The sequence below is a fragment of the Nioella sp. genome (genome assembly GCF_964229645.1).
Classification (GTDB): Bacteria; Pseudomonadota; Alphaproteobacteria; order Rhodobacterales; family Rhodobacteraceae; genus Nioella.
Map to the genome: position 1 here is coordinate 1 of NZ_CAXREX010000113.1, position 22,552 is coordinate 22,552.

Annotated in this window: 15 protein-coding genes and 1 pseudogene; 5 read left to right on the top strand and 11 right to left on the bottom strand. The window is 66.8% G+C overall.

Annotated elements, in window-relative coordinates; translation table 11 throughout:
* On the bottom strand, nt 1-528 hold a 528-nt coding region (locus tag ACEQXV_RS07575; RefSeq protein ID WP_370268568.1), incomplete at its 3' end, for an NAD(P)-dependent oxidoreductase.
* A 167-nt stretch (nt 529-695) separates the two neighbouring features.
* Between ACEQXV_RS07575 and ACEQXV_RS07580 the strand changes: the two genes are divergently transcribed.
* The gene (locus tag ACEQXV_RS07580) at nt 696-3,275 is read left to right on the top strand and encodes a cation-translocating P-type ATPase (protein ID WP_370268569.1); all 2,580 of its coding nucleotides are present in this window, start codon (nt 696-698) and stop codon (nt 3,273-3,275) included.
* Here the strand turns inward: ACEQXV_RS07580 and putA are convergent, their stop codons facing one another.
* Complete coding sequence (gene putA, locus ACEQXV_RS07585) at nt 3,276-6,740, bottom strand: bifunctional proline dehydrogenase/L-glutamate gamma-semialdehyde dehydrogenase PutA (protein WP_370268570.1); 3,465 nt, start codon at nt 6,738-6,740, stop codon at nt 3,276-3,278.
* 133 nt (nt 6,741-6,873) lie between these two features.
* Here putA and ACEQXV_RS07590 point away from each other — a divergent pair, with 133 nt between their 5' ends.
* Nucleotides 6,874-7,329, top strand: coding sequence for an Lrp/AsnC family transcriptional regulator (locus ACEQXV_RS07590; protein ID WP_370253854.1), 456 nt, complete (start codon nt 6,874-6,876; stop codon nt 7,327-7,329).
* 259 nt (nt 7,330-7,588) lie between these two features.
* Here the strand turns inward: ACEQXV_RS07590 and ACEQXV_RS07595 are convergent, their stop codons facing one another.
* The 5 genes from ACEQXV_RS07595 to ACEQXV_RS07615 all read right to left on the bottom strand — a co-directional run bounded on the left by ACEQXV_RS07595 (nt 7,589) and on the right by ACEQXV_RS07615 (nt 13,851).
* Complete coding sequence (locus ACEQXV_RS07595) at nt 7,589-8,374, bottom strand: 3-keto-5-aminohexanoate cleavage protein (protein ID WP_370268572.1); 786 nt, start codon at nt 8,372-8,374, stop codon at nt 7,589-7,591.
* A complete protein-coding gene (locus ACEQXV_RS07600; protein WP_370253851.1) occupies nt 8,371-9,696 on the bottom strand; it encodes an aspartate aminotransferase family protein in 1,326 nt (441 codons plus the stop codon). Before ACEQXV_RS07600 ends, ACEQXV_RS07595 begins: the two co-directional genes overlap by 4 nt.
* 4 nt (nt 9,697-9,700) lie before the next feature.
* Complete coding sequence (locus tag ACEQXV_RS07605; RefSeq protein ID WP_370253850.1) at nt 9,701-10,132, bottom strand: universal stress protein; 432 nt, start codon at nt 10,130-10,132, stop codon at nt 9,701-9,703.
* Between the two features lie 11 nt (nt 10,133-10,143).
* Nucleotides 10,144-12,786, bottom strand: a complete 2,643-nt coding sequence (locus ACEQXV_RS07610) for a TRAP transporter permease (RefSeq protein WP_370253849.1) — start codon at nt 12,784-12,786, stop codon at nt 10,144-10,146.
* A 93-nt stretch (nt 12,787-12,879) separates the two neighbouring features.
* Nucleotides 12,880-13,851, bottom strand: coding sequence for a TAXI family TRAP transporter solute-binding subunit (locus ACEQXV_RS07615; RefSeq protein WP_370253848.1), 972 nt, complete (start codon nt 13,849-13,851; stop codon nt 12,880-12,882).
* 120 nt (nt 13,852-13,971) lie between these two features.
* Between ACEQXV_RS07615 and ACEQXV_RS07620 the strand changes: the two genes are divergently transcribed.
* Nucleotides 13,972-14,856, top strand: coding sequence for a MurR/RpiR family transcriptional regulator (locus tag ACEQXV_RS07620; protein WP_370253846.1), 885 nt, complete (start codon nt 13,972-13,974; stop codon nt 14,854-14,856).
* Here the strand turns inward: ACEQXV_RS07620 and ACEQXV_RS07625 are convergent.
* From ACEQXV_RS07625 to ACEQXV_RS07640, 4 genes and pseudogenes are all read right to left on the bottom strand, one after another.
* On the bottom strand, nt 14,848-15,729 hold the full coding sequence (locus tag ACEQXV_RS07625; RefSeq protein ID WP_370253844.1) for a dimethyl sulfoxide reductase anchor subunit family protein: 882 nt from the start codon (nt 15,727-15,729) through the stop codon (nt 14,848-14,850). The two genes, ACEQXV_RS07620 and ACEQXV_RS07625, sit on opposite strands and share 9 nt — an antisense overlap.
* Nucleotides 15,729-16,478, bottom strand: coding sequence for a 4Fe-4S dicluster domain-containing protein (locus ACEQXV_RS07630; RefSeq protein ID WP_370253843.1), 750 nt, complete (start codon nt 16,476-16,478; stop codon nt 15,729-15,731). Before ACEQXV_RS07630 ends, ACEQXV_RS07625 begins: the two co-directional genes overlap by 1 nt.
* Nucleotides 16,475-17,302 carry an alpha/beta fold hydrolase gene (locus ACEQXV_RS07635; RefSeq protein WP_370253841.1) on the bottom strand — a complete coding sequence of 276 codons (828 nt, stop codon included), beginning with the start codon at nt 17,300-17,302 and terminating at the stop codon, nt 16,475-16,477. The genes ACEQXV_RS07630 and ACEQXV_RS07635 overlap by 4 nt, the downstream gene beginning before the upstream one ends.
* A gap of 8 nt (nt 17,303-17,310) precedes the next feature.
* Nucleotides 17,311-20,133: pseudogene (locus ACEQXV_RS07640) on the bottom strand (molybdopterin oxidoreductase family protein).
* Between the two features lie 186 nt (nt 20,134-20,319).
* On the opposite strand from ACEQXV_RS07640, the gene ACEQXV_RS07645 reads away from it, so the two are divergent.
* Entirely contained in the window at nt 20,320-21,477 is a 1,158-nt protein-coding gene (locus ACEQXV_RS07645) for a CapA family protein (protein ID WP_370268573.1), read from the top strand.
* Nucleotides 21,478-21,551: 74 nt separating this feature from the next.
* A complete protein-coding gene (gene deoC / locus ACEQXV_RS07650) occupies nt 21,552-22,550 on the top strand; it encodes a deoxyribose-phosphate aldolase (protein WP_370268574.1) in 999 nt (332 codons plus the stop codon).
* Nucleotides 22,551-22,552 lie beyond the last annotated feature (2 nt).

The following is a 22,552-nucleotide window of genomic DNA, read 5'->3' on the forward strand; positions in this document are numbered from 1 at the left end:
CTGGTTGACCATCTTGGTCAGCTGACCAGACCCCACGGGGCCGAAATGCTCGATCGCCTTGGCATAGGCATCCATCACCGGCACCGCGGCCCCGTAAGGCGCGTCATCGCCCCCGCACATGATGGCAAGCTGGCCGTTCTCGGCCCCCGCCTGGCCACCCGAAACCGGGGCATCGACCCAGGCGATGCCTTGCGCGGCGCCTTGCGCGGCCAGTTCACGGGTCACGATGGCCGACACCGTGGTGTGGTCGACGAAGATCGCGCCTGCCTTCATCCCGGCGAAGGCCCCGTCTGCGCCCAGGACCACGGACCGCAGGTCATCGTCAGTGCCCACGCAGGCCATCACGAAATCGCACTCGGCCACGGCTTCACGCGGGGTCGCGGCAAAGCCACCGCCATGCTCACCTGCCCATTTCTCTGCCTTCGCGGTGGTGCGGTTGTAGACCGTCACATCATGGCCAGCGGCCTTCAGGTGCCCCGCCATCGGGTAGCCCATCACGCCCAGACCCAGAAACGCCACTTTCGCCATATCTCATTCCTCCTCATGCGGCGCGGATGCGCCCGCCGTCTCCCCTTCATCGCGGGATATCGCGGCGGGGGCAAGCCCGCGCCCCCCCCTTGCGCGTTGATATCGGTCAAAGCCCGGCGCAGTGTGGCGGCCTAGTCTGCCCCGTGACAGGACAGGACGACCCGCGAATGCCCGATACCGCCCCCGCCGGCCTGAGTAGTGCCGAGGCCGCACGCCGCCTCGCCGAACATGGCCCCAACCGGCTGGCCGAAACGCAGGTGATCTCGCCCCTGCGCATATTGCTTCGCCAGTTCGCAGGCTTTCTCGTACTGGTGCTGATCGCGGCAATGACGATCGCGGCCGCGCTCGGAGAGGTCATCGACGCCCTGGCGATCGGGCTGGTGGTGCTTTTGAACGGGCTTCTGGGCTTCGTGCAGGAATGGCGCGCCGAAACCGCGCTTGCCGCCCTGCGCAAGATGCTCGACCCCAAGGCGCGGGTGGTGCGCGACGGGCACCAGCAGATGATCGAAACCTCGGCCATCGTGCCGGGCGATCTGGTGGTGATGGAGGCCGGCGACCGCGTGCCTGCCGACATCACGCTGCATCTCGCGCTGCAACTTCGGGTCGACGAAAGCGTCCTGACGGGGGAATCTTTGCCGGTGGACAAATCGGGCAATGACGCGGCGGTCCATATGGGCACCTCGGTCGTGGCGGGCCGGGCCGAGGGCATCGTGCAGGCCACCGGCAGCCGCACCCAGTTTGGCCAGATCGCGGAACTGACGGGATCGGTCGGCGAGAAGCAGACACACCTGACCCGGCAACTGGGCGTGCTGGCCCGGCAGATGGGGTTTGCCGCGATCGCGCTTGGCGGGGCAGTTGTGGTGGCGGGGCTTGCCGTGGGGCAGGACCTGCTCGACATGTTCATGACCGGCCTGTCGTTGGCCGTGGCCATCGTGCCCGAGGGCCTGCCCGCCGTCGTCACCATCACCCTGGCGCTCGGGGCGTCGGCGATGGTGCGCCATCATGCGCTGGCACGACGCCTGCAAGCAGTTGAGACCCTTGGCGCGGCGTCGGTCATCTGCACCGACAAGACCGGAACGCTGACGGAAAACAAGATGACGGCGGCGCGGGTCTGGCTGCCCGGAGACTGCGCCTTCACCGTGACCGGAACAGGCTACGACCCGTCGGGCCATATCGAAGGCCCATCGGGCCCGCTGCGCCATGGCGACGATCCGGTCCTGTCCGAGTTGCTCGATTGCGCGATGATCTGCAACCACGCGAGCCTGCACCAGGACGCGGGACAGTGGCAGATGGTCGGCGAGCCCACCGAAGGCGCGCTGATGACGCTGGCCTACAAGGGCTGGGCACCCCTGCCCGACCCGGCCTGCGTGCTGTCGGAAGAGGCGTTTTCGTCCGAGCGCAAGCGGATGAGCGTCGTGTCCACCTGCAACGGCGGCCCGGTGCTCTATGCCAAGGGCGCGCCCGAAGCGATCCTCGATGTCTGTTCGCACCTGGCCGGGCCCGAGGGACCAGCGCCCATGATCGGCCCCGCCCGGCACCTGGTCGATACCGCCTATTCAGAGATGGCAGGTGGGGGGCTGCGGGTCATCGCGCTGGCCTCTGCCCCGGTTCCGGGCGAGGGCGCGGCGGAGGAGAATCTGACCTTCCTCGGCCTCGTGGGCCTGATCGACCCGCCCCGGCCCGAAGTCCCTGCTGCCGTCGCGGCCTGCCGTTCGGCCGGTATCCGCGTGATCATGATCACCGGCGACAGCCCGGTCACCGCCCATGCCATCGCGCGCGAGGTGGGCCTGCCGGTCACCCAGGTCGTGACGGGCGACCGGGTAGACGCAGCAAGCGACAGCGACTTGCGCGCGCTTCTGGCGCAAGACGTGGTCTTTGCCCGCACCGCGCCTGCCCACAAGATGCGGCTGGTCGAAGCCTTGCAGGCCGAGGGGCAGATCGTGGCGATGACGGGCGACGGGGTGAACGACGCGCCCGCGCTCAAACGCGCCGATATCGGCGTGGCCATGGGCATAAGGGGCACCGACGTGGCCAAGGACGCTGCCGATTTGGTGCTGCTCGACGACAATTTCGCCACCATCGTGCGCGTGGTGCGCGAGGGCCGCCGCCAGTTCGAGAACGTCCAGCGCTTCGTGCGCTACCTGCTGTCGTCCAATGCGGGCGAGGTCGTGGCGATCCTGGCCAATCTCTTCCTCGGCGGGCCGCTCATCCTGCTGGCCACGCAGATCCTGTGGATGAACCTCATCACCGACGGTGTGACGGCAGTTGCCCTTGGGCTGGAGAAGGCCACCAAGGACCAGATGGAGGACCCGCCCCGCCCGATGGAGGCCGGGATCGTCGGGCCCGCGGGGCTTGCCATGATCCTGGCCTTCGGAGCCTATGCGGGGGCGGCGGGGCTTTGGGTGTTCTACATGCTCCTGCCACAGGGCGAGGACCTCGCCCGCACAGCCGCCTTCACCGCCATCGTCGTATTCGAGAAGATGAGCGTCTTTGCCTTCCGCTCCTTCCGCCAGCCCTGCTGGAAGATCGGGCTTGCGTCCAACCCGCTGCTGTTGCTGGCACTGCTGCTGATGCTGGCCGCGCAGGTCGCTGCCGTCTACTGGCCACCCCTGCAACTGCTCCTGCGCACCGTGCCGCTCGGGGTGGAGCATTGGCAGATGATCGGCCTTCTGGCCCTGCCGCTTGTCCTGGTCCCCGAGGCGGTGAAATCGGTGATGGTGCTGCGGGGCCGCCACGGCCCCGCGTGATCAGCTTGCCGCCGCCAGAAGCGAGGCGTTGCCGCCTGCCGCCGTGGTGTCGATGCAGACGTGCCGCTCCAGCCTGCACATCGCCGCCAGATCCGCACGAGAGGCCAGCGGGATAAGCCGCCCCTCACGGGCCGCAAGGGCCGCGCGGATCGCGCGCGCAGGCGCCTCGGGGCCGTCATAGGCGACCACGGCAAATCCCTGCAGATCGGCCAGCGCTTCGGCCTGCAACACCCCGTCGATTTCAGCGCCCGGAGCGACCGCCACCGCCTTGCACCCTGCCCATTCGGCAATGCGCACCTGCTCGGCTGCGGCCTCCTCGGTCGGGCCGAGGCACAGAACCGTGCCGCGCGCGAAGATCGACAGCCGGTTCGACTCGCCCGTGGGGCCCGGCAGGGTTTCGGTGCTGCGCCGCTTCAGCGTATCGGTCACGGCCCTGTCCAGCGCCGCCTGCACCTGCACCGGATCGGCCCCCTTGCCACCACGGGCAGGCGCCGTGGGCGCGCTGACCGCGCGGAACCGGGCCACATAAGCCGGCCCGCCCGCCTTCGGCCCGGTGCCCGACAGCCCCTCGCCCCCGAAGGGCTGGCTGCCCACGATCGCGCCGATCTGGTTGCGGTTGACGTAGATATTGCCCGCCTTCACAGCCTCGGTGATGTGCTGCACCCGATCGTCGATCCGGGTATGCAGCCCGAAGGTCAGGCCGAAGCCCTTCGCGTTCACTGCGTCGATCACGGCATCGATCTCGGTCGCCTTGAAGGTCGCCACGTGCAGGACCGGGCCGAAAACCTCTTTCTCCATGTCCTCGATGCCCGAGACCTTGATGGCAACAGGTGCAAGGAAGCTGCCCTCGCCCGGTGCGGCGACTTCATGCAGCACCCGGCCCTCGGCGCGGGCCTGCGCGACATAAGACGCGATGTCGTCACGTGCAGGGACCGAGATGATCGGCCCCACATCGGTGGCCGGATCCCACGGGTCGGCAACCGCCAGTTCGTCCATCGCCCCTTTCAGCATCTTCAGGAACGAGGGCGCGATATCCTGCTGCACGTAAAGGCAGCGCAGGGCCGAGCATCGCTGGCCCGCCGACTGGAAGGCGGAGGCCACGATATCGCGCACCGCCTGTTCGGGCAGGGCCGTGGAATCCACGATCATGGCGTTCAGCCCCCCCGTTTCCGCGATCAGCGGCGCATGCGGCGCGACCTTGCCCGCCATGGTCCGGTTGATGCGTTGCGCGGTGGCGGTCGAGCCGGTGAAGCAGACACCCGCCACGCGGGCATCGCCCGTCAGAAGCCCGCCGATCCGGCTGCCCTTGCCCGGCAGCAATTGAAGCGCATGCAGGGGCACGCCCGCCTCGTGCATCAACCGCACACCGATCGCGGCCATCAGCGTCGTGGTCTCTGCCGGTTTGGCCAGCACGGCATTGCCCGCCGCCAGCGCCGCCGCGATCTGCCCGGTGAAAATGGCCAGCGGGAAGTTCCAGGGGCTGATGCAGGTGAAGATGCCGCGCGGGGCGTCCTCGGTTGCCTGCTCGGCGTAGTAGCGCAGGAAATCCACCGCCTCGCGCAGTTCGGCAATGGCGTCGAGCAGGCTCTTGCCCGCCTCGCGCGTGAGCACAGCGAAGATCTCTCCGAAATGGTCCTCGTAGAGATCGGCGGCCTTCAGAAGCGCCGCACGCCGATCTGCTGCCGGGGCGTCCCAGGTCCGGGCCGAGCTCAGCGCGGTTTCGACATCCGCCTCGGTTGCCTCGACAACGCGGCCTACGAGATCTCCGGGGCGCGCGGGGTTCATCACCTCTTCCTCCGCTTCCCCCTGGACCGGGCCTGCCAGAACCGGCACCGCCTGCCAGACATGCGCGGCGAAGGGGGCACGGGCGGCCTCTATCTCGGCCAGGTCGTCACGGTTGCGCGGGTCGAACCCGCGGGAATTGCGCCGCGACCCGAAGAGGGCGACAGGGGGCTTCACCCCCGGCGCGCTGGTTTCGATCACGGCTGCCAGCGCCTCGAACGGGTCGGCGCCCACCACCTGCGCAGGCACGTTTTCATCGACGATCTGGTTCACGAAGCTGCTGTTCGCCCCGTTTTCCAGAAGCCTCCGCACCAGGTAGGCCAGGAGGTCGCGATGCGCGCCCACGGGGGCATAGATCCGGCAGCGGGTGGCGTTACGCCTGTGCAATATGTCATGCAGCGCCTCGCCCATGCCGTGCAGGCGCTGGAATTCGAACGCGTCGTAATCCTCGGCCATGTCCAGGATCGCCGCCGCCGAATGGGCATTGTGCGTGGCAAACTGCGCGTAGATGCGGTCGGCATAGCCAAGGAGTTTCCGCGCACAGCAAAGGTAAGCCACGTCGGTTGCCGGCTTGTGGGTGTAGACCGGGAAGCCCGCCAGCCCCTCGACCTGGGCACGCTTGATCTCGGTATCCCAGTAGGCCCCTTTCACGAGGCGGACCATGATCTTGCGATCCAGCCCACTGGCCAGCGTGTATAGCCAGTCGATCACGGCAGGCGCGCGCTTGCCATAGGCCTGCACCACCACGCCGAACCCGTCCCATCCGGCAAGGCTGTCATCGCGCAGCACCGCCTCGATCACGTCGAGCGAGATGTCGAGCCGGTCGGCCTCTTCCGCGTCGATGTTGAGCCCCATCCCGGCGTCCTTGGCGTCCCGGGCCAGCTCCAGCACGCGCGGCACAAGCTCGTCCATCACGCGGGCGCGCTTCACATCCTCGTAGCGCGGATGCAGCGCGGAGAGCTTGATCGAGATGCCGGGATTGGCGCGGATGTCGTCATGCCGCGCCTCGGTAGCGAGCCTGGAAATCGCCCCCTTGTAGGCAGCGAAGAAGTGATCCGCATCATGGGCGGTCATCGCCGCCTCGCCCAACATGTCATAGGAAAAGGTAAAGCCCTGCGCGGCCTTGGCCCCGCCGCGCTTCACCGCCTCGCCGATGGTCTCACCCAGGACGAATTGCTGGCCCATCTCTTTCATCGCCCGGCCCACGGCGCGGCGAATGACCGGTTCGCCAAGGCGCTTGATGGCGCCGCGCAGGGTAGAGGTCAGGCCCGGTTCCGCGTCTTCTTTCAGGACCTTGCCCGTCAGCATCAGCGCCCAAGTGGAGGCGTTGACCAGCGACGAGGTGGAATGGCCCAGGTGCTTGCCCCATTCCGACGGCGCGATCTTGTCCTCGATGAGCGCATCCATCGTCTCGGCATCCGGCACCCTGAGCAGCGCCTCAGCCAGGCACATGAGCGCCACGCCTTCATCGGTCGAGAGCCCGTATTCGGCCAGGAACACCTCCATCAGCCCCGGCTTGCTGTCGTTGCGGATCGCCTCGACAAGCCCGGCAGCGGCCTGGGCCATGCGGCTGCGGGCTGCAGCATCGGGCGCATGGACGCGGGACAGACGGCCCAGCAACAGGGCTTCATCGGCAAGGTGATCGGCGCGGATCTGTGCGCGCAGAGCGGCAAGCTCGGACATGGCGAACCTCTAGGTCAGGAGATGGCTCAGAATAGCACGCCCCCAGAAGTCCGGTTGCCTTTCCTTGTTGTGTTTTTCGGCTTTTAGCCCTATTCAGCGCCACAAATCAGGCAATCTTCTTCAGGATTTCGAAATGGAAAGCCAACTTGACCAGTTCGACCGCAAGATCGTCAAGCTTCTGCTGAGCGATGGACGCATGCCGGTGACAGAGATTGCGCAGCGCATCGGCCTGTCCAAGACACCCTGCCAGATGCGGGTGAACCGGTTGCGCAAGGAGGGCGTGATCCGGGGGTTTCGTGCGGTGGTTGATCCGGCGAAACTGGGGCAGGAGCATGTGGCCTTCGTCGAGGTGCGGCTGACCGACACGACGGAGGAGGCCCTGAAGGCCTTCAACGCCGCCGCCCTGAAAGTGCCGGAGATCGAGCAGGCGCATATGATCGCGGGCGCGTTCGACTATCTTTTGAAGGTGCGCACGAAGGACATCCGCGACTATCGCCGCGTGTTGGGCGAGGTGATTTCCGCCCTGCCCTTCGTGGGCCACACCTCGACCCACGTGTCTATGGAGGCGGTGAAGGACCAGGCGTTCTGAGTCCGAAACGAGGGGGCGCCGGGCGTGCACCCCCCGTACACCCCCCGTGCAGACAAAACGGGATTTCGACGCCTTCCGGCGCCGACCGGGGAGCGGCCCTCGTCGACCCCCGCGGCCGCGGGGGCACTCCTCGCGCCGCAGTTGCCACGGGACATCTGAAAGCGGTGCCGCGTCACGGGTGAGGGTGGATCTGGCGGAGAGGGCCGGTGCCTCCGGCGGGAGTATTTGGGCCAAGAAGAAGCGGCAGGCGGCGTGGAGATCAGGCGCGGACCCCTGCGAGTTGTTCGACGAGATCGCGGACCCGGTCAGCATTGTCGCGGGCGGGGCGGCCGTCCGGCCCGATGAGGTTGTTCTCGAAGCCCACCCGGGCCTTGCCCCCGGCGCGGGCCGCGGCAAGCAGGCAATCGGTCTCGGCGGGGCCGAAGGCGCAGATCGCCCAATCGGGCCGGGTTGCAAAGCGCGTCATCGCGTCGAGAAAGCCCGGCAGCATGGCAGGACTTGCCGGGGTCGGCGGCTCGTAGCGCCCGAGGACGCAAAGAAGCTGCACAGGCGCGGGGATCTCGCCCTGCCCCGCTAGCGCCGCGAGGCGCATGACCTCTGCGGGCGCGAAGCAGATATGCTGGACGGCGATCCCCTCCGCCGCGGCCCAATGGTAGAAAGCCCGCGCCTCGGCATCGGGGCCCGTGCCCGGCCACATTTCGGCCAGGCAGACCGACACGGCCTCTGGCCGGACGGCCTGCACAAGCGCGCGCTGGTCCTGCGGGCGATACCGCCCGACCGCCTCGGTCGTGATCTGCACCGGCATGCCGGGCACCGCGTTGGCCATTTCGGCGATGAGTTCAAGGTAGAGCCCCGCATCGAGCACATGCGCGCCGCTTTCGTCGCGCACATGCGCATGGAGCGCGCCTGCCCCGGCCGCGAAGCCCGCCTGCGCGGCGGCGATGGTTTCGGCGATGGTCATGGGAAGGGCGGGATGGTCGGCCCTGGTCCTGCGGGCCCCGTTGGGGGCCAGCATGATGGCCGGAAGCGTGGAAAGCCGGGTCATGAGGCGAGCGCGGTCTCCACGGCGCGGGAAAGCTTGCCCACGAGTTCACCTATCTGGTCATCCGTGATGATGAAAGGCGGGGCGAGCAGGATGTGATCGCCCTCGCGCCCGTTCACGGTGCCCCCGGCCGGATAGCAGATCAGCCCCTCGGCCATGGCGGCCTTCTTGACCTTCAGATGCAGCTTGCGGGCCGGATCGAAGGGGCGCTTGGTGGCCCGGTCCTCGACCAGTTCGAGCCCCCGGAAGAGGCCGCGCCCGCGCAGGTCGCCCACATGGGCATGCTGGCCGAACGTATCGTGCAGCGCGCTGGCGAGCACGTCGCCTTGCGCCTTCACCCGGTCGCAGAGCCCCCGGCTCACAATGGCGCTGACCACCGCGTGACCAGCCGCCGCTGCGAGCGGATGACCGTGGTAGGTATGGCCGTGCTGGAAGCTGCCCGAGCCCTGCTCGATCGCCCCGTAGACCCTGGCCGAGGCCAGCATCGCGCCAATGGGGGCGTAGCCTGCCCCGAGCCCCTTGGCGATGGTCACGATGTCGGGGGAAATCCCGTCTGCCTCGCAGGCGAAGAGATGGCCGGTGCGGCCCATGCCGCACATGACCTCGTCGAGGATCAGCAGCACGCCATACCGATCGCAGATCTGCCGGATGCGCTTGAAATACCCGTCGACCGCCGGAACCGCGCCCGCCGTGGCCCCGACCACGGGTTCGGCGATGAAGGCCATGACACTCTCTGGTCCCTGGCGCAGGATTTCTTCCTCCAGCGCATTGGCCGCGCGCTGGCCGAAATCCCATTCGGTTTCGCCATCCTGCCGCTCGCGGTAGTCGAAACAGGGCATGATGTGGTGGGTTTCCACCAGGAGGGGCGCGTATTTCTCGCGCCGCCAGGCATTGCCGCCCGCAGCCAGCGCGCCGAGCGTGTTGCCGTGGTAGCTCTGACGGCGGGCGATGAGCTTGTGGCGCTGCGGCTGGCCGGTTTCCAGGTGATACTGGCGCGCCAGCTTGATCGCGGCCTCGACCGCCTCGGAGCCACCGGAGAGCAGGTAGACCCGGTCAATGCCCTCGGGCGCATGGGCAATCAGCAGGTCGGCCAGCGCCTCGGCGGGTTCGGAGGTGAAGAAGCCGGTATGGGCGAAGGCGATCTTGTCGAGCTGCGCGTGGATGGCGGCGCGCACCTCGTGGTCCGAATGCCCAAGGCAGGACACCGCCGCGCCGCCCGAGCCGTCGAGATAGGCCTTGCCGGTGGCATCGAAGATGTAACAGCCCTCGCCGCGCACAGCCGTGGGAAGGGGTCCGGGGCCACGCCCGAACATATGGGATGTCATCGGTCTATTCTCCGCGAACGACGAAAACGGACTGGGTGGCGTGGCGCACGACGCGGGCAGCGTTGGGGCCAAGCAGGTAGTCTTTCAGTTCGGGCCGGTGAGAGCCCATGACGATCACGTCGGCGCCGATGCGATTGGCCGCCTCGATGATCTGGTCATAGACGCGCCCGTGCAGCACGTGGGGATGCACCTCTATCCCGTCCGGCACGTGGTCATTGACGAAGGCCGCAAGCCGTTCGCCCACCTCGTGCATCGCCTTTTCCTCGTAGCCTTCGGGAAAGTAGCTGCCGACCACGGACATGCCGAAATCGGGGACGACGGTGGCCACGTGCAGCGCCGCATCTTCGTAGCGTGCCATGTGCACGGCGGCGGGCAGCGCCCTTTCCCAGGTGGCCGCGTCCGACAGGTCGATGGGCAGGAGGATGGATGTGAACATGGGTCTGGTCCTCAGAAGGCCGGTTTGGTCTGGCGGCGGCGTTGCAGCAAGATAACCAATCCGAGCAGCAGAAGCGCCGGAATGTAGAAGATCTGGGCTGGCAGGCGCTCGGTCGCCGTCTGCACCGCTGCAAGGCGCACGGGTTCATCGGCGTAGAAGTCGAAATTCGACAGGGTCTCGGCGGTGTCGGTGCCGAACATGGGTTCGTCCAGCCGCACCACGTCACCCTCGGGGAAGAGCAGCAGGCCACTGGCGTCGATCCGGTCGGCGGCGCTGCCCTCGCCCTCGATCTGCATGACCAGCGTGGTCGAGATCATGTCGCCGGTGTTGAAATCCGGCCCCTCGATCAGAAGCCGCAGGCTGTCGCCATCATGGGCCGCCTCGACGGCTTGTTCGAACCGGGCCGGGGGCACGTCGCGGAAGGGCGGCTGCACCATGTCGAGCCAGACATTGGGCACGAAGAGGGTGAAAGCCACCAGCAGGAGCGCGGCACTTTCATGCAGGCGGCTCGGGGCCAGGAAATAGCCCTGCGTGGCGGCAGCGAAGAGCAGCATGGCGAAGGTGGCGACGAGGAAGACGAAAGCCGCGTGGCCGATCCCCGCCCAGGTGCCCAGGTCGACCCCGTAGAGAATGAGCGTGGGGTTGAAGATGAACAGGAAGGGCAACGCGACGGTGCGCAAGCTGTAGAAGAAGGCGGTGAAGCCGGTCTTGATCGGGTCGCCCCCCGACACGGCGGCGGCGGCGAAACTGGCCAGCCCCACGGGCGGGGTCACGTCGGCCATGATGCCGAAGTAGAAGACGAAGAGATGCGCGGCGATGAGGGGCACGATCAGCCCTTCCTGCGCGCCGAGCGACACCACGACCGACGCCATCAGCGACGAGACAACGATGTAATTCGCGGTCGTGGGCAGGCCCATCCCGAGGATGAGGGAGAAAATGCCCACGAAGATCAGCATCAGGATCAGGCTGCCGCCCGAAAGCTGCTCCACCAGCCCTGCAAGCTCGGTTCCGATGGGGGTCTTGGTGACGATGGCCACGATGATGCCCGCCGCCGCCGTGGCGACACCGATGCCGATCATGTTGCGCGCGCCGGCGATGAGGCCATCGACGAGGTCGTCGAAGCCGCCCCGGAACTCGGCCACCATCTGCGCGCCCTGCCCACGGAAAAGCGCCTTCAGCGGTCGCTGCGTGACGATGATGAAAAGCATCAGCGCGGTGGCATAGAAGGCGGATTTCGCGGGGCTCTGGCGTTCGACCATCAGGAACCAGACCAGAACCACGATGGGCAGGATGTAATGCAGGCCCGTGGCATAGACCTCTGCAACCGTGGGCAGTTTGATCTCTTTGGCATTGGGATCGTCGACCTCAAGGTCCGGGCTGCGGGCTGCGATGGCCACGAGCCAAAGGTAGATCGCGGCGAGCGCCAGCACCATCACCGGGCCCGTCAGCGCGGGCGCGGCGGATTTGAGCGCGCCGACCGCGTAGATGAGCGCGGTGAACCCGGCCCCCGCGATGGCAAAGCCGATCACGAATTTCACGATCATGCCCAGGAAGCTCTTGGCTTCCCCAAGAGCGGGCATGTCCTTTTTCAGCGCCTCAAGGTGCACGATATAGACAAGCGCGATGTAGGAAATCACCGCCGGGATGAAGGCGTGCTTAATGACCTCGACATAGGAAATGCCGATGAATTCCACCATCAGGAAGGCGGCAGCGCCCATGACCGGGGGCATGATCTGGCCATTGACCGAGGAGGCGACCTCGACCGACCCGGCCTGTTCCGAGGTGAAGCCCACCCGCTTCATCAGCGGGATGGTGAACGTGCCCGTGGTGACCACGTTGGCGATGGACGAGCCGGAAATGAGACCTGTCATCGCGCTGCCAACAACGGCCGCCTTGGCAGGCCCTCCGCGCAGATGGCCCAGGCCCGCGAAGGCCAGCTTGATGAAGTAATTGCCCGCACCCGCCTTGTCCAAAAGCGAGCCGAAAAGCACGAAGAGGAAAACGAACGCGGTGGAAACGCCGAGCGGGATGCCGAAGACCCCCGCCGTATCGAGCCAGAGCGCGTTCATGAGCGAGGTGAAGGAAATCCCCTCGTGCTCGATCAGCTCGGGGATAAGCCATCCCTGCCCCATGTAGCCGTATAGCGCGAAGAGGCTTCCCACGATGGTCAGCGCAGGGCCGAGCGCGCGGCGGCTGGCCTCCAGCAGACACAGCATGCCGATGGCGCCGACGATCACCTGTCCCTGCGTCGGCAGGCCAGAGCGCGCGGTCAGCGCCAACTGGTCAGAATAGAGGAAAACGTAGAAGGCGGTTCCGCCCGCAAGGATCGCAAGCGCCCAATCCGCGATCGGGATGTGGTGGCGGGGCGAGGATTTGAAGGCCGGGTAGGCCAGGAAGGCCAGCAGCACGGCGAAGGTCAGGTGGATGGGCCGGGTCTGCGAGGAATTGAGAACCGGAAGGTATTCAGCGAACCAAAGCTGCGGTTGCGCGATCCATAGCTGAAAAAGAGACCAGCCCAGGGCCAGGCCCGAGATCAGCAGGGCCAGCGTGCGATTGGACGGGTCACGCGCACCGCTGTCGGTGCTGGCGACGAGGTCCTGCAGCTCCTCGTCCGTGAATTGGCGCCCCTCGCGCCCTGCGTTGGGATCGGTCATCGGTCCACCCTTACCAATGAAATCGGAGACGAGTCCTGTCGAGGTCCCGCGGCGCGGCCATAGTGCGCCGCGGGAGATGTCAGGCGGGGCCGATCACTCGATCAGGCCGGCCTCGCGGTAGTAACGCTCGGCACCGGGATGCAGCGGCGCGCTGAGCCCGTCAGCGGCCATCTGCGCCGGGTCGAGATTTGCGAAGGCCGGGTGCAGGCCGCGGAACTGGTCGATGTTCTCGAACACGGCGCGGACGATCTCGTAGACCACGTCATCGGGCACGTTGGCCGAGGTCACGAAGGTTGCGCCGACACCGAAGGTCTGCACGTCCGCGTCATTGCCGCGATACATGCCGCCGGGGATTGTGGCGGTGCGGTAGAACGGGTTGTCGGCAACCAGCTGGTCGACCGCGTCGCCGGTCACGTTCACGATGACCGAGTCACAGGCGGTGGTGGCTTCCTGGATCGAGCCCGAGGGGTGACCCACGGTGTAGACCATTGCGTCGATGTTGTTGTCGCACAGCGCCTGGCTCTGCTCGGCGGCCTGAAGCTCGGACGCGACGGCGAAGTCGTCCATCGTCCAGCCCATGGCCTCCATCAGCACTTCCATCGTGCCGCGCTGGCCGGAGCCGGGGTTGCCCACGTTCACTCGCATGCCGCGCAGGTCTTCGAAGCTGCTGATCCCGGCATCGGCCCGGGCGACGACGGTGAAGGGTTCGGGGTGCACCGAGAAGACGGCGCGCAGGTCCTCGAAGGCGCCCTGCTCTTCGAAGCGCGAGGTGCCGTTATAGGCATGGAACTGCCAGTCGGACTGCGCCACGCCGAATTCCAGCTCGCCGCCGCGAATGGCGTTGATGTTGTAGACCGACCCGCCGGTGGATTCGACGCCGCAGCGGATGCCATGCTCCGAGCGGCCCCGGTTCACCAGGCGGCAGATCGCGCCGCCGGTCGGGTAATACACGCCGGTCACACCGCCGGTGCCGATCGTGACGAAGGTTTGGTCTTGTGCCGAGACGGCTCCTGCACCAAACGCGGTCGCGGCTGCCACGAGGGCGCCAACCAAGATTTTGTTCATGAATTCTCTCCCACTTGATCCGAATTGAAGCACGGATGCCGGGCAGGTGAAACAAATCATTGAAATTCGTCAAGACATGAAAGAAATGTTTGAGAATGAAACAGCAGCGGCGGATGTGACATGACCCTCGACGATCTCAGACAGGCCCTGGCCGAGCAGGTTCACACCGCCTCGCCGAAGGTTTCACGCCTTGCTGCATGGGCTTTGGAGCATCCTCAGGAGATGGCGTTCCATTCCGTCCGGGCACTGGCGAAACGGGCCGATGTCAATGCAAACACGGTGTTTCGACTGGCCATTGCGCTTGGTTTTTCCGGCTACGATCCGTGCCGAACAGCCTTCCAGGCGGCGCTTCGCGGCGAGGGTGGCATGTACGGATCGCGGGCAAAACAGCTCCGATCGGGGGGAACGGCGGCCCTGACGGCCCGGATTCGCGAATCAGCGCACAAGAACCTGGACGCGCTTTTTTCCGACGCCAACATCCAGCGGGTGGGCGATGCGGTGGACCTGCTGGAACAGGCCGAACGCATCTACGCCGTGGGTGTGCGCAGCTGCTTTTCGCTGGCCCATTACCTCAGCTACTCGGGACGCATGGCCTTCGACAGCTTCGCACCGCCCCTGAACGAGCCGGGCGGGATCGCCGACGCCATTACCTCGACCGGCCCGGGGGACGTGGTGGTGGTGATCACCTTCTCGCTCTACTCGGCCGAAGTGGTGCGCGCCCACGAGGCGGCGCTGGCGCGCGGGGCCAGGGTGATCGCCATCACCGACAGCTATGTCTCGCCCATTGCGCGGGGGGCCGACGTGGTCTTCTGCCTGCCGATGGACGGGCCGCAACCGCTGCCTTCGCAAGGCGCGGCCTTCGCACTGGCCGAGGTGCTGGTGGGCGAGATGATCGCGCGCAGCGAAGACGCCGCGCAGCGGATCGCCGATTACGAGGACCGGATGCTGGAATTCGGCGGCTATGTTCAGACGGCGCTGGGCGCGAAGCCCGCCGGATCAGGCTGAGCGCTTGCCGTAGTAGAGGCCGACCACGTGCTCGGCCTCTGCGAAGAACAGCCAGCGCGACGTGACCAGCCCCGCCACGTGGCTGATGACCGCGAGCAGGCCCAGCACATGCCCCGCGCCGGGAACAACCAGCAGCACGACGGGCAGGCCATAGCCAAGCGTAAGGGCGATCATCCGCAGCTTGCGCGCGTGCTTGCGCCCCACCACATGCACGAATTCCCTGAGCAGGTAGTTGGTGCCCGTATGCGGCGGTTCGAACGCGCGAACCGTGCCGGGGCTGCCAAGCCCGGTTGCGGTGGCAAGGTTGCTGCCCGACTCCTTCAGGGCGCTGTCGCCCACCTGCCAATGGGCCACCTGCACGGCAGCGGCCAGCGCCAGCAGCGCGGCAGCGGCGGTCATCTGACCGGCCAGCAGCGCGCCCCCCGCGATGGACAGCGTCAGCAGATGCACGGGCGTGAGCGGCTGGTTCCAGCGCGGGACGGTCCTGAGCTGCCCGTAGATCATCGAGGTGGAATAGACCGTGGCCATCGACAGCGCCGCGCCCACCCAGCCCACGGGTTGCAGGCGGGTGTCGAGGAAGGTCGCGCAGAAGGCATAGACCGCCATGACCAGGAGCGCGGTCACCGCCAGCCAGGCCTCGCGGCTGAGCCAGCTGGTCTTCCACTGGGTGAAGGCCTTCAGCGCCCGCTGCGGATTGCCCAGGTGAAAGGTCGAGGCCATCAGACCGCCCACGGCCAGCGCATAGGCAATGGCGTAGAAGACGAAGGCGACCCAGCCGGTGACGGGCGGAAAGCCGAGGCCCAGGAAGAACAGCAGACCGAAGCCAAGGCCCGAGAAGCTGGTGAAGATGATGACGGACGGTGCGGGATGCATCAGAGCTTCTCCAGTGCCTTGTCCAGCCAGCCGAGGAACCCCTTGGGGTCTTCGGCGACGGGTTCGAGGAAGGGGGCGAGGATGTCGATATCCTCGGCGCGGTCCTGTTTCGGGCGCGGCGGCAGGTACTTGTTGACGGGCTTGGTGCCCTGTTCGGGCATCAGGTCCATGCCGCCCCGCTCGGCCACCAGGCGCGACACATCGCTGTCGGGGTCGCCCAGGTCGCCGAAATGGCGCGCGCCCGCCGGGCAGGTGCGCACGCAGGCCGGCTGGCGGTCCACCTCGGGCAGGTTCTCGTTATAGATGCGGTCGACGCAGAGGGTGCATTTCTTCATCACCCCTTCCAGCGCATCAAGCTCCCGCGCGCCGTAGGGACAGGCCCATGCGCAGAGGCCACAGCCGATGCAGTCGGACTCGTTGACCAGCACGATCCCGTCCTCGGCCCGCTTGTAGCTGGCCCCGGTCGGGCAGACGGTCACGCAGGGCGCGTCTTCGCAATGCAGGCACGACTTGGGGAAGTGGACCAGCTGCGCGGGGCCTTCGGCGGGCGTGATCTCGTAGCTGTGGACGCGGTTCAGGAACGTGCCCGAGGGGTTGGCGCCATAGGCATCCACATCCGATAGCGGCGCGCCATAGTTTTCCGTGTTCCAGCCCTTGCAGGAAATCACGCAAGCATGGCACCCGACGCAGGTGTCGAGGTCGATCACCAGCCCCAGTTTCTTTTGCGTGCTGACGGGAAGCTCGGTCATGCGGCCTGCTCCTTGCGGGTGTCTTGGACGAAGGCCGAAAGGTCGGCGGCAAAACGGTCGGGATCTTCGAGGAAGGGCGCATGGCCCACGCCATCGTAGGGCAGGAAGCGGCCTTTCGGCATGGCCTTGGCGGCGGCTTCCCCGGTCGCGGGGGACACGACCGTATCTGCGGCCCCATGGATGACAAGCCCCGGGCAGGTCATCGCCGCGTAGGTCGGGCGCATGTCCCAATCGGCCCCGAAAAGCGCGCGGCGCACCAGCGGCGGCACCAGCGCATTCGCCCCCACCATCAGCCCATAGGTCTGCCGGTCGAGCGGCCTGGCGGTGCAGGCATCGACGAAGCGGGCCGTCGCCGCCAGAAGCCGGACCTGATCGGTGGTGTAGAGATCGCGGTCGAGCCCGGGGCTGGCCGGGCCAACCATCCAGTCCTCGCGCGCCGAGCCGATGGCCAGGATGCCGCCTGCCAGCACCACGCCCCCAAGGGCCGCGTCGCCATGGGTGGCGAGGTAACTGGCAATGACCCGGCTGCCATAGGACCAGCCCACCAGCGTCACGTCGTTCAGGTGGTGCAGGTCCATGACCGCCGCTACATCGTCGGCCCAAAGGGCGGTGTCGGTATAGGAAGCCGCGTCTTCGGGCTTGTCCGAGGCACCGTGGCCGCGCAGGTCCATCGCCACGATGTGAAACCGGTCCTTCAGCCGCTCGGTCAGCGGCCCCCAGCACAGCGCATGCTGCGCCCATCCGTGGATGAGCAGGATCGCCGGGTTGGCCGGGTCGCCCGCCGAGTAGGTGGCAATGCGGGTGCCATCGCTGCTGGTCGTCATCACGGGGGTCATTTGCCCACCTTCCATGCCAGGTTGGCCGGTCCCCGTCCCACGGGCGAGGTGATCGGCGGATAGGCGGGCTGCGCCTCGTCGGGGGCAGTGACCTTCTCGATCTTCACCCGCAGGTCGAACCACGCCGCCTGCCCCGTCACCGGGTCGGAATTGGTCCAGCGCATGCCGTCGCCCTTGGGGGGCAGAAGCTCGTGGATGAGATGGTTGAGAAGGAAGCCCTTGGTGGCCTCCGGCGCGTCCTTGTCCAGCGCCCAGGCCCCCTTGCGCTTGCCGATCGCGTTCCACGTCCAGACGGTGTTTTCATTGAGCGCGGCCATATGGGCCACGGGCACGGTGATCGCGCCGTGGGCCGAGGTCACGCGCGCCCAGTCACCCTCGGCAAACCCGTTCGCTTCCCAGATCTTCGTCGGCACATAGAGCGGGTTGCGCCCGTGCAGCTGGCGCAGCCACGCGTTCTGGGTGCCCCAGCTGTGATACATCGCCATCGGGCGCTGCGTCAGCGCGTGGACCGGGAATTCCTCGGTATCGACATGGCTGTCCTCGAAGGGCGGATACCAGATCGGCAGCGGGTCCATAACCTGCTTGACCCGATCGCGCAGATGCTCTGGCGGCTGGCGGTCGCCATGGCCTTCGGCGGCCAGTTGGAAGCGGCGCATCGGCTCGACATAGAGATTGAACAGGTAGGGCTGCGGGCTGTCGTAAAGACCCATGCCGACGGCCCAGTCCTGGTAGGCGGCGTTCCACGGCTTGTAGTCGAGCGCCGCGTCGGGGATGTGCTCGACGAAGAAGCCGCCGTTTTCGATATAGCGGTCGATCTGCTGGGGGTTGGGCGCCCCCCGCCCCTTGTCGCTGCCATCGCCCCGGAAGCCTGCCAGCGGGCCGATGCCGGGCTTGCGTTCATGGTTCACGATGTAATCGGCGTAGTCCTTGTATTTCGCGCTGCCGTCCTCGTTGACGAAGGCAGGCATTCCCAGGCGCGCGCCAAGATCGACCAGCACGGACTGGAAACCGCGCACGTCGCGGTCGGGCTCGATCACCGGCCAGCGGATCGCGTCGGCGGCGGCATCGGCCTCGCAGATCGGACGGTCGAGCAGGCTGATGCAGTCATGCCGTTCCAGGTAGGTCGTGTCGGGCAGGATCAGGTCGGCATAGGCCACCATCTCGGAAGAATAGGCATCCGAATAGATGATCCGTGGGATCACGTAATCGCCGTTTTCATCCTTGTCCGTCAGCATCTTCATGACGCCAGACGTGTTCATCGACGAATTCCACGACATGTTCGCCATGTACATGAACAGCGTGTCGATCTTGTAGGGATCGCCCGCCTAGGCATTGGAAATCACCATATGCATGAGGCCATGGGCGCTCATCGGGTTTTCCCAGGTATAGGCCTTGTCGATCCGCGCCGGGCTGCCGTCGTCCTTCAGACAGAGGTCATCGGGGCCCTGCACATAGCCCAGATGCGGGCCGTTCAAAGGCTTGCCGGGGGTGACGCCGCAATGGGGTTTCGGATGGGCCTCGACCGGTTTCGGATAGGGCGGCTTGAAGCGGAAGCCGCCCGGCACCTCGACGCTGCCCAGAAGGATTTGCAGCACATGCAGCGCACGGCAGGTCTGGAAGCCGTTGGAATGGGCCGAAATCCCGCGCATGGCGTGGAAGCTGACCGGGCGACCGATCATCTTGTCATGTTTCACGCCCCGGAAGTCGGTCCAGGGCTGGTCGATCTCGATCTCTTCCTCGAAGGCGACGCGGGCGAGCTCGGCCGCGATATGGCGGATGCGTTTCGCAGAAACGCCCACCCTGCCCGCCACCGCCTCGGGCGTGTAGTCCTCCGACAGGTAGCGTTCTGCCAATAGCTGGAACACCGGGCGGTGCGTAACGCCTGCATTGCGCCATGTCCCGGCAAGGTCTGGCACCACGTCTGGATCGTCGAAGGGCGCGGGCTTGCCCGTGCGCCGATCGAGCACCAGCATCTTGCCCGCCTCGTCACGCAGCAGCAGCCCATATTCGGGCGATTTCGCATCGCCGTTCACCAGCACCGGCGCGTTGGTGTAGCGGCGCAGGTAATCGAGGTCGATCCGCCCCGCCTTCAGCAGGCAATGGATGAGCGACAGGATGAAGAGCCCATCGGTGCCGGGCGTGATGCCGACCCATTCATCGGCCACCGCGTTGTAGCCCGAGCGGATCGGGTTGACGCCGATCACCTTGGCCCCGCGTGCCTTGATCTTGCCCAGGCCCATCTTGATCGGGTTGCTATCGTGGTCCTCGGCCACGCCGAAGATCATCAGAAGCTTGGTGTGATCCCAGTCGGGCTGTCCGAATTCCCAGAAGGCCCCGCCCATCGTGTAGATGCCGCCCGCCGCCATGTTGACAGAGCAGAAGCCGCCATGAGCCGCGAAATTGGGGGTGCCGTAGTTCTGCGCCCAAAGGCCCGTGAAGCTCTGCGACTGGTCGCGCCCGGTGAAGAAGGCCAGCTTCTCGGGGTCCGTTTCTCGCAGGGGTTTCAGCCAGGACACGGCGATCTCCATCGCCTCGTCCCAGCTGATTTCCTCGAACTCACCCGACCCGCGCGGACCGACCCGCTTCAACGGCGCGCGCAGGCGCGAGGGCGCGTTGACCTGCATGATCCCTGCTGACCCCTTGGCGCAGAGCACGCCCTTGTTCACCGGGTGGTCGCGGTTGCCCTCGATATAGGCAACCTTGCCGTCCTTCATGTGCACGTTGATGCCGCAGCGGCAGGCGCACATGTAGCAGGTCGTCTTGCGGATCTCGTCCGACACTTTCGGCGATAGGTCGATCGCCGGTTGGGAATGGGCCATGCGCTGTCCTGAACCTTCCTGCGGGAATGCTTGTTCTTTCTTGCCCCGACACCGGACAACCCGATCACAGGGATCGGCCCGACGCCAGAACGTTTTGCCTGATTTTTGGTATCGTTGCTTGACCCGTCAAGCGATGACCAGTCTTTTGGGGGCAATATGGCCAGATTTTGTGTAAGCGCTTACATTATGTCACACCGCAGCGCCGCGTTCGGGCTGCTGATAGGGCTGGCCGCCTGCGTGCCAGGGGGCGAATCGGTGACAGGCGCGGCCTGTCAGCGGGGCGGCAGCGGCACGGCCTTTCGCCCCGGCGCGGTCACCGTCGCGGCCGTGGGCGACGTGCTGATGCATGTCTTTCTGCAACAGGATGCCGCGCAGCACCCCGACGGCTTCGCCACGCAGCTGGCGCCCATGGCGCCCTTCCTGCGCATGGCCGACGTGACCGTGGCGAATCTCGAAGGCCCGGCGGCTCGCGATCTGCTTGTAGGCGGGGGCGAGCGGGTGCTGCCGCCCGACCTGATCCACGATGGCGCGGTCTATTCGGGCTTTCCCACCTTCAACTTTCACCCCTCGCTGATCACCGACCTGGGCGATGCGGGCGTGGACGTTCTGCAGACCGCCAACAATCACGCGATGGACCGGGGGCCGCTGGGCGTCGAGCGCACGCTGGAGGCCATTGACGCCGCGGGGCTGGCCCATACCGGCACGCGGGCCCGGGGCGAGGCGGGCCCGTGGCACGCGGTCGTGGCGGCAGGCGGGCAGCGGATTGCCTTCCTGGCCTGTTCCTATTCCACCAACGGGCGGGCCGACCCGGGCGGGCAGGTTCTGCTGTGCTATCGCGATGAGGCCGAAGTTCTGGCCACGATCCGCGCGCTGCGCGCCGATCCGCAGATCGACGCCACGATCCTGCTGCCCCATTGGGGCCAGGAGGACATGGAAAGCCCCGACGCCAACCAGCGCCGGCTGGCGCAAGCCGCGCTCGAGGCCGGGGCCGCTGCCGTGATCGGCACCCATCCGCATGTGCTGCAACCCATCGAGACGCTGACCACCTCGGACGGGCGGCGCGGGGTCGTGGCCTATTCGCTTGGCAATTTCATCTCGTCGCAATGGCGCACGAACCAGCGCAGTTCCGTCCTGCTCTTCCTCGACCTTCTGCCCGGCCCCAACGGGCTGGAAGCGGCCCCGCCTGCCTGGCTGCCCACCCGTGTCACCCGCTACGTGAATGGCGTCGTGGTCCAGCCCGCCGAGCAGGCCGCCCATGGCGAGCGGACGATCGCCCATGTGGAAACGATCCTTGGCCGCGAGGGGATGCTAAGCGTTGCCGATCTGGGCGGCGGCTGCCGCTGACGCCACGCGCCCGCTTGCGCGGCTGCGCGGGCCATGCAACCTTGACCATCTGATCAAGAAACGGACCGGACGGGATGACCCAGACGACCCTAGAGACGACGACCACGGCTGCGGGCCTGCCGCAGGTCAGCCACGCGCGCAACCCCGGCATGGCGCTGGACATGGACTGGGTGATGGGCGCGCAGGCCAACACCTCGGCCATCGAGCGGCGCTGCGCCACCCTGCCCGGCCGCCGGTCGGTCAAGAAGGAATACCAGGCCGCATGGCTGGCCCGCGCGATTTCCTGCATCGACCTGACCACGCTGGCGGGCGACGACACGCCGGGCCGGGTGAAACGGCTCTGCGCCAAGGCGATGCAGCCGGCGCGGGCGGATTTGCTGGAGGCCATCGGCCTGCCAGGTCTCACCACCTGCGCGGTCTGCGTCTATCACGAAATGGTGCCCGTGGCGGTCGAGGCGCTGGCGGGGTCCGGCATTCCCGTCGCGGCTGTCTCCACCGGCTTCCCCGCAGGGCTCTCGCCCTATCACCTGCGGGTGAAAGAGATCGAGGAAAGCGTGAAGGCGGGGGCAGAGGAGATCGACATCGTGATTTCCCGCCGCCACGTTCTGACCGGCGACTGGCAGGCGCTTTACGACGAGATGAAAGAGTTCCGCGCCGCCTGTGGCGAGGCGCATGTGAAGGCGATCCTCGCCACGGGCGAACTGGGCACGCTGCGCAACGTGGCGCGCGCCTCGCTCGTCTGCATGATGGCGGGGGCGGATTTCATCAAGACCTCGACCGGCAAGGAAAGCGTCAATGCCACCCTGCCCGTGAGCCTCGTGATGATCCGCGCGATCCGGGCCTATCACCAGGCCACGGGCATCCGCATCGGCTACAAGCCCGCGGGCGGGATTTCCAAGGCGAAGGACTCGCTGGTGTATCTCTCGCTGATGAAAGAGGAACTGGGCGACCGCTGGCTGCGCCCTGACCTCTTCCGCTTCGGGGCCTCGTCGCTTCTGGGCGATATCGAGCGGCAGCTGGAACACCACGTGACCGGGGCCTATTCCGCCAGCTGGCGGCACGCGATGGCGTAACA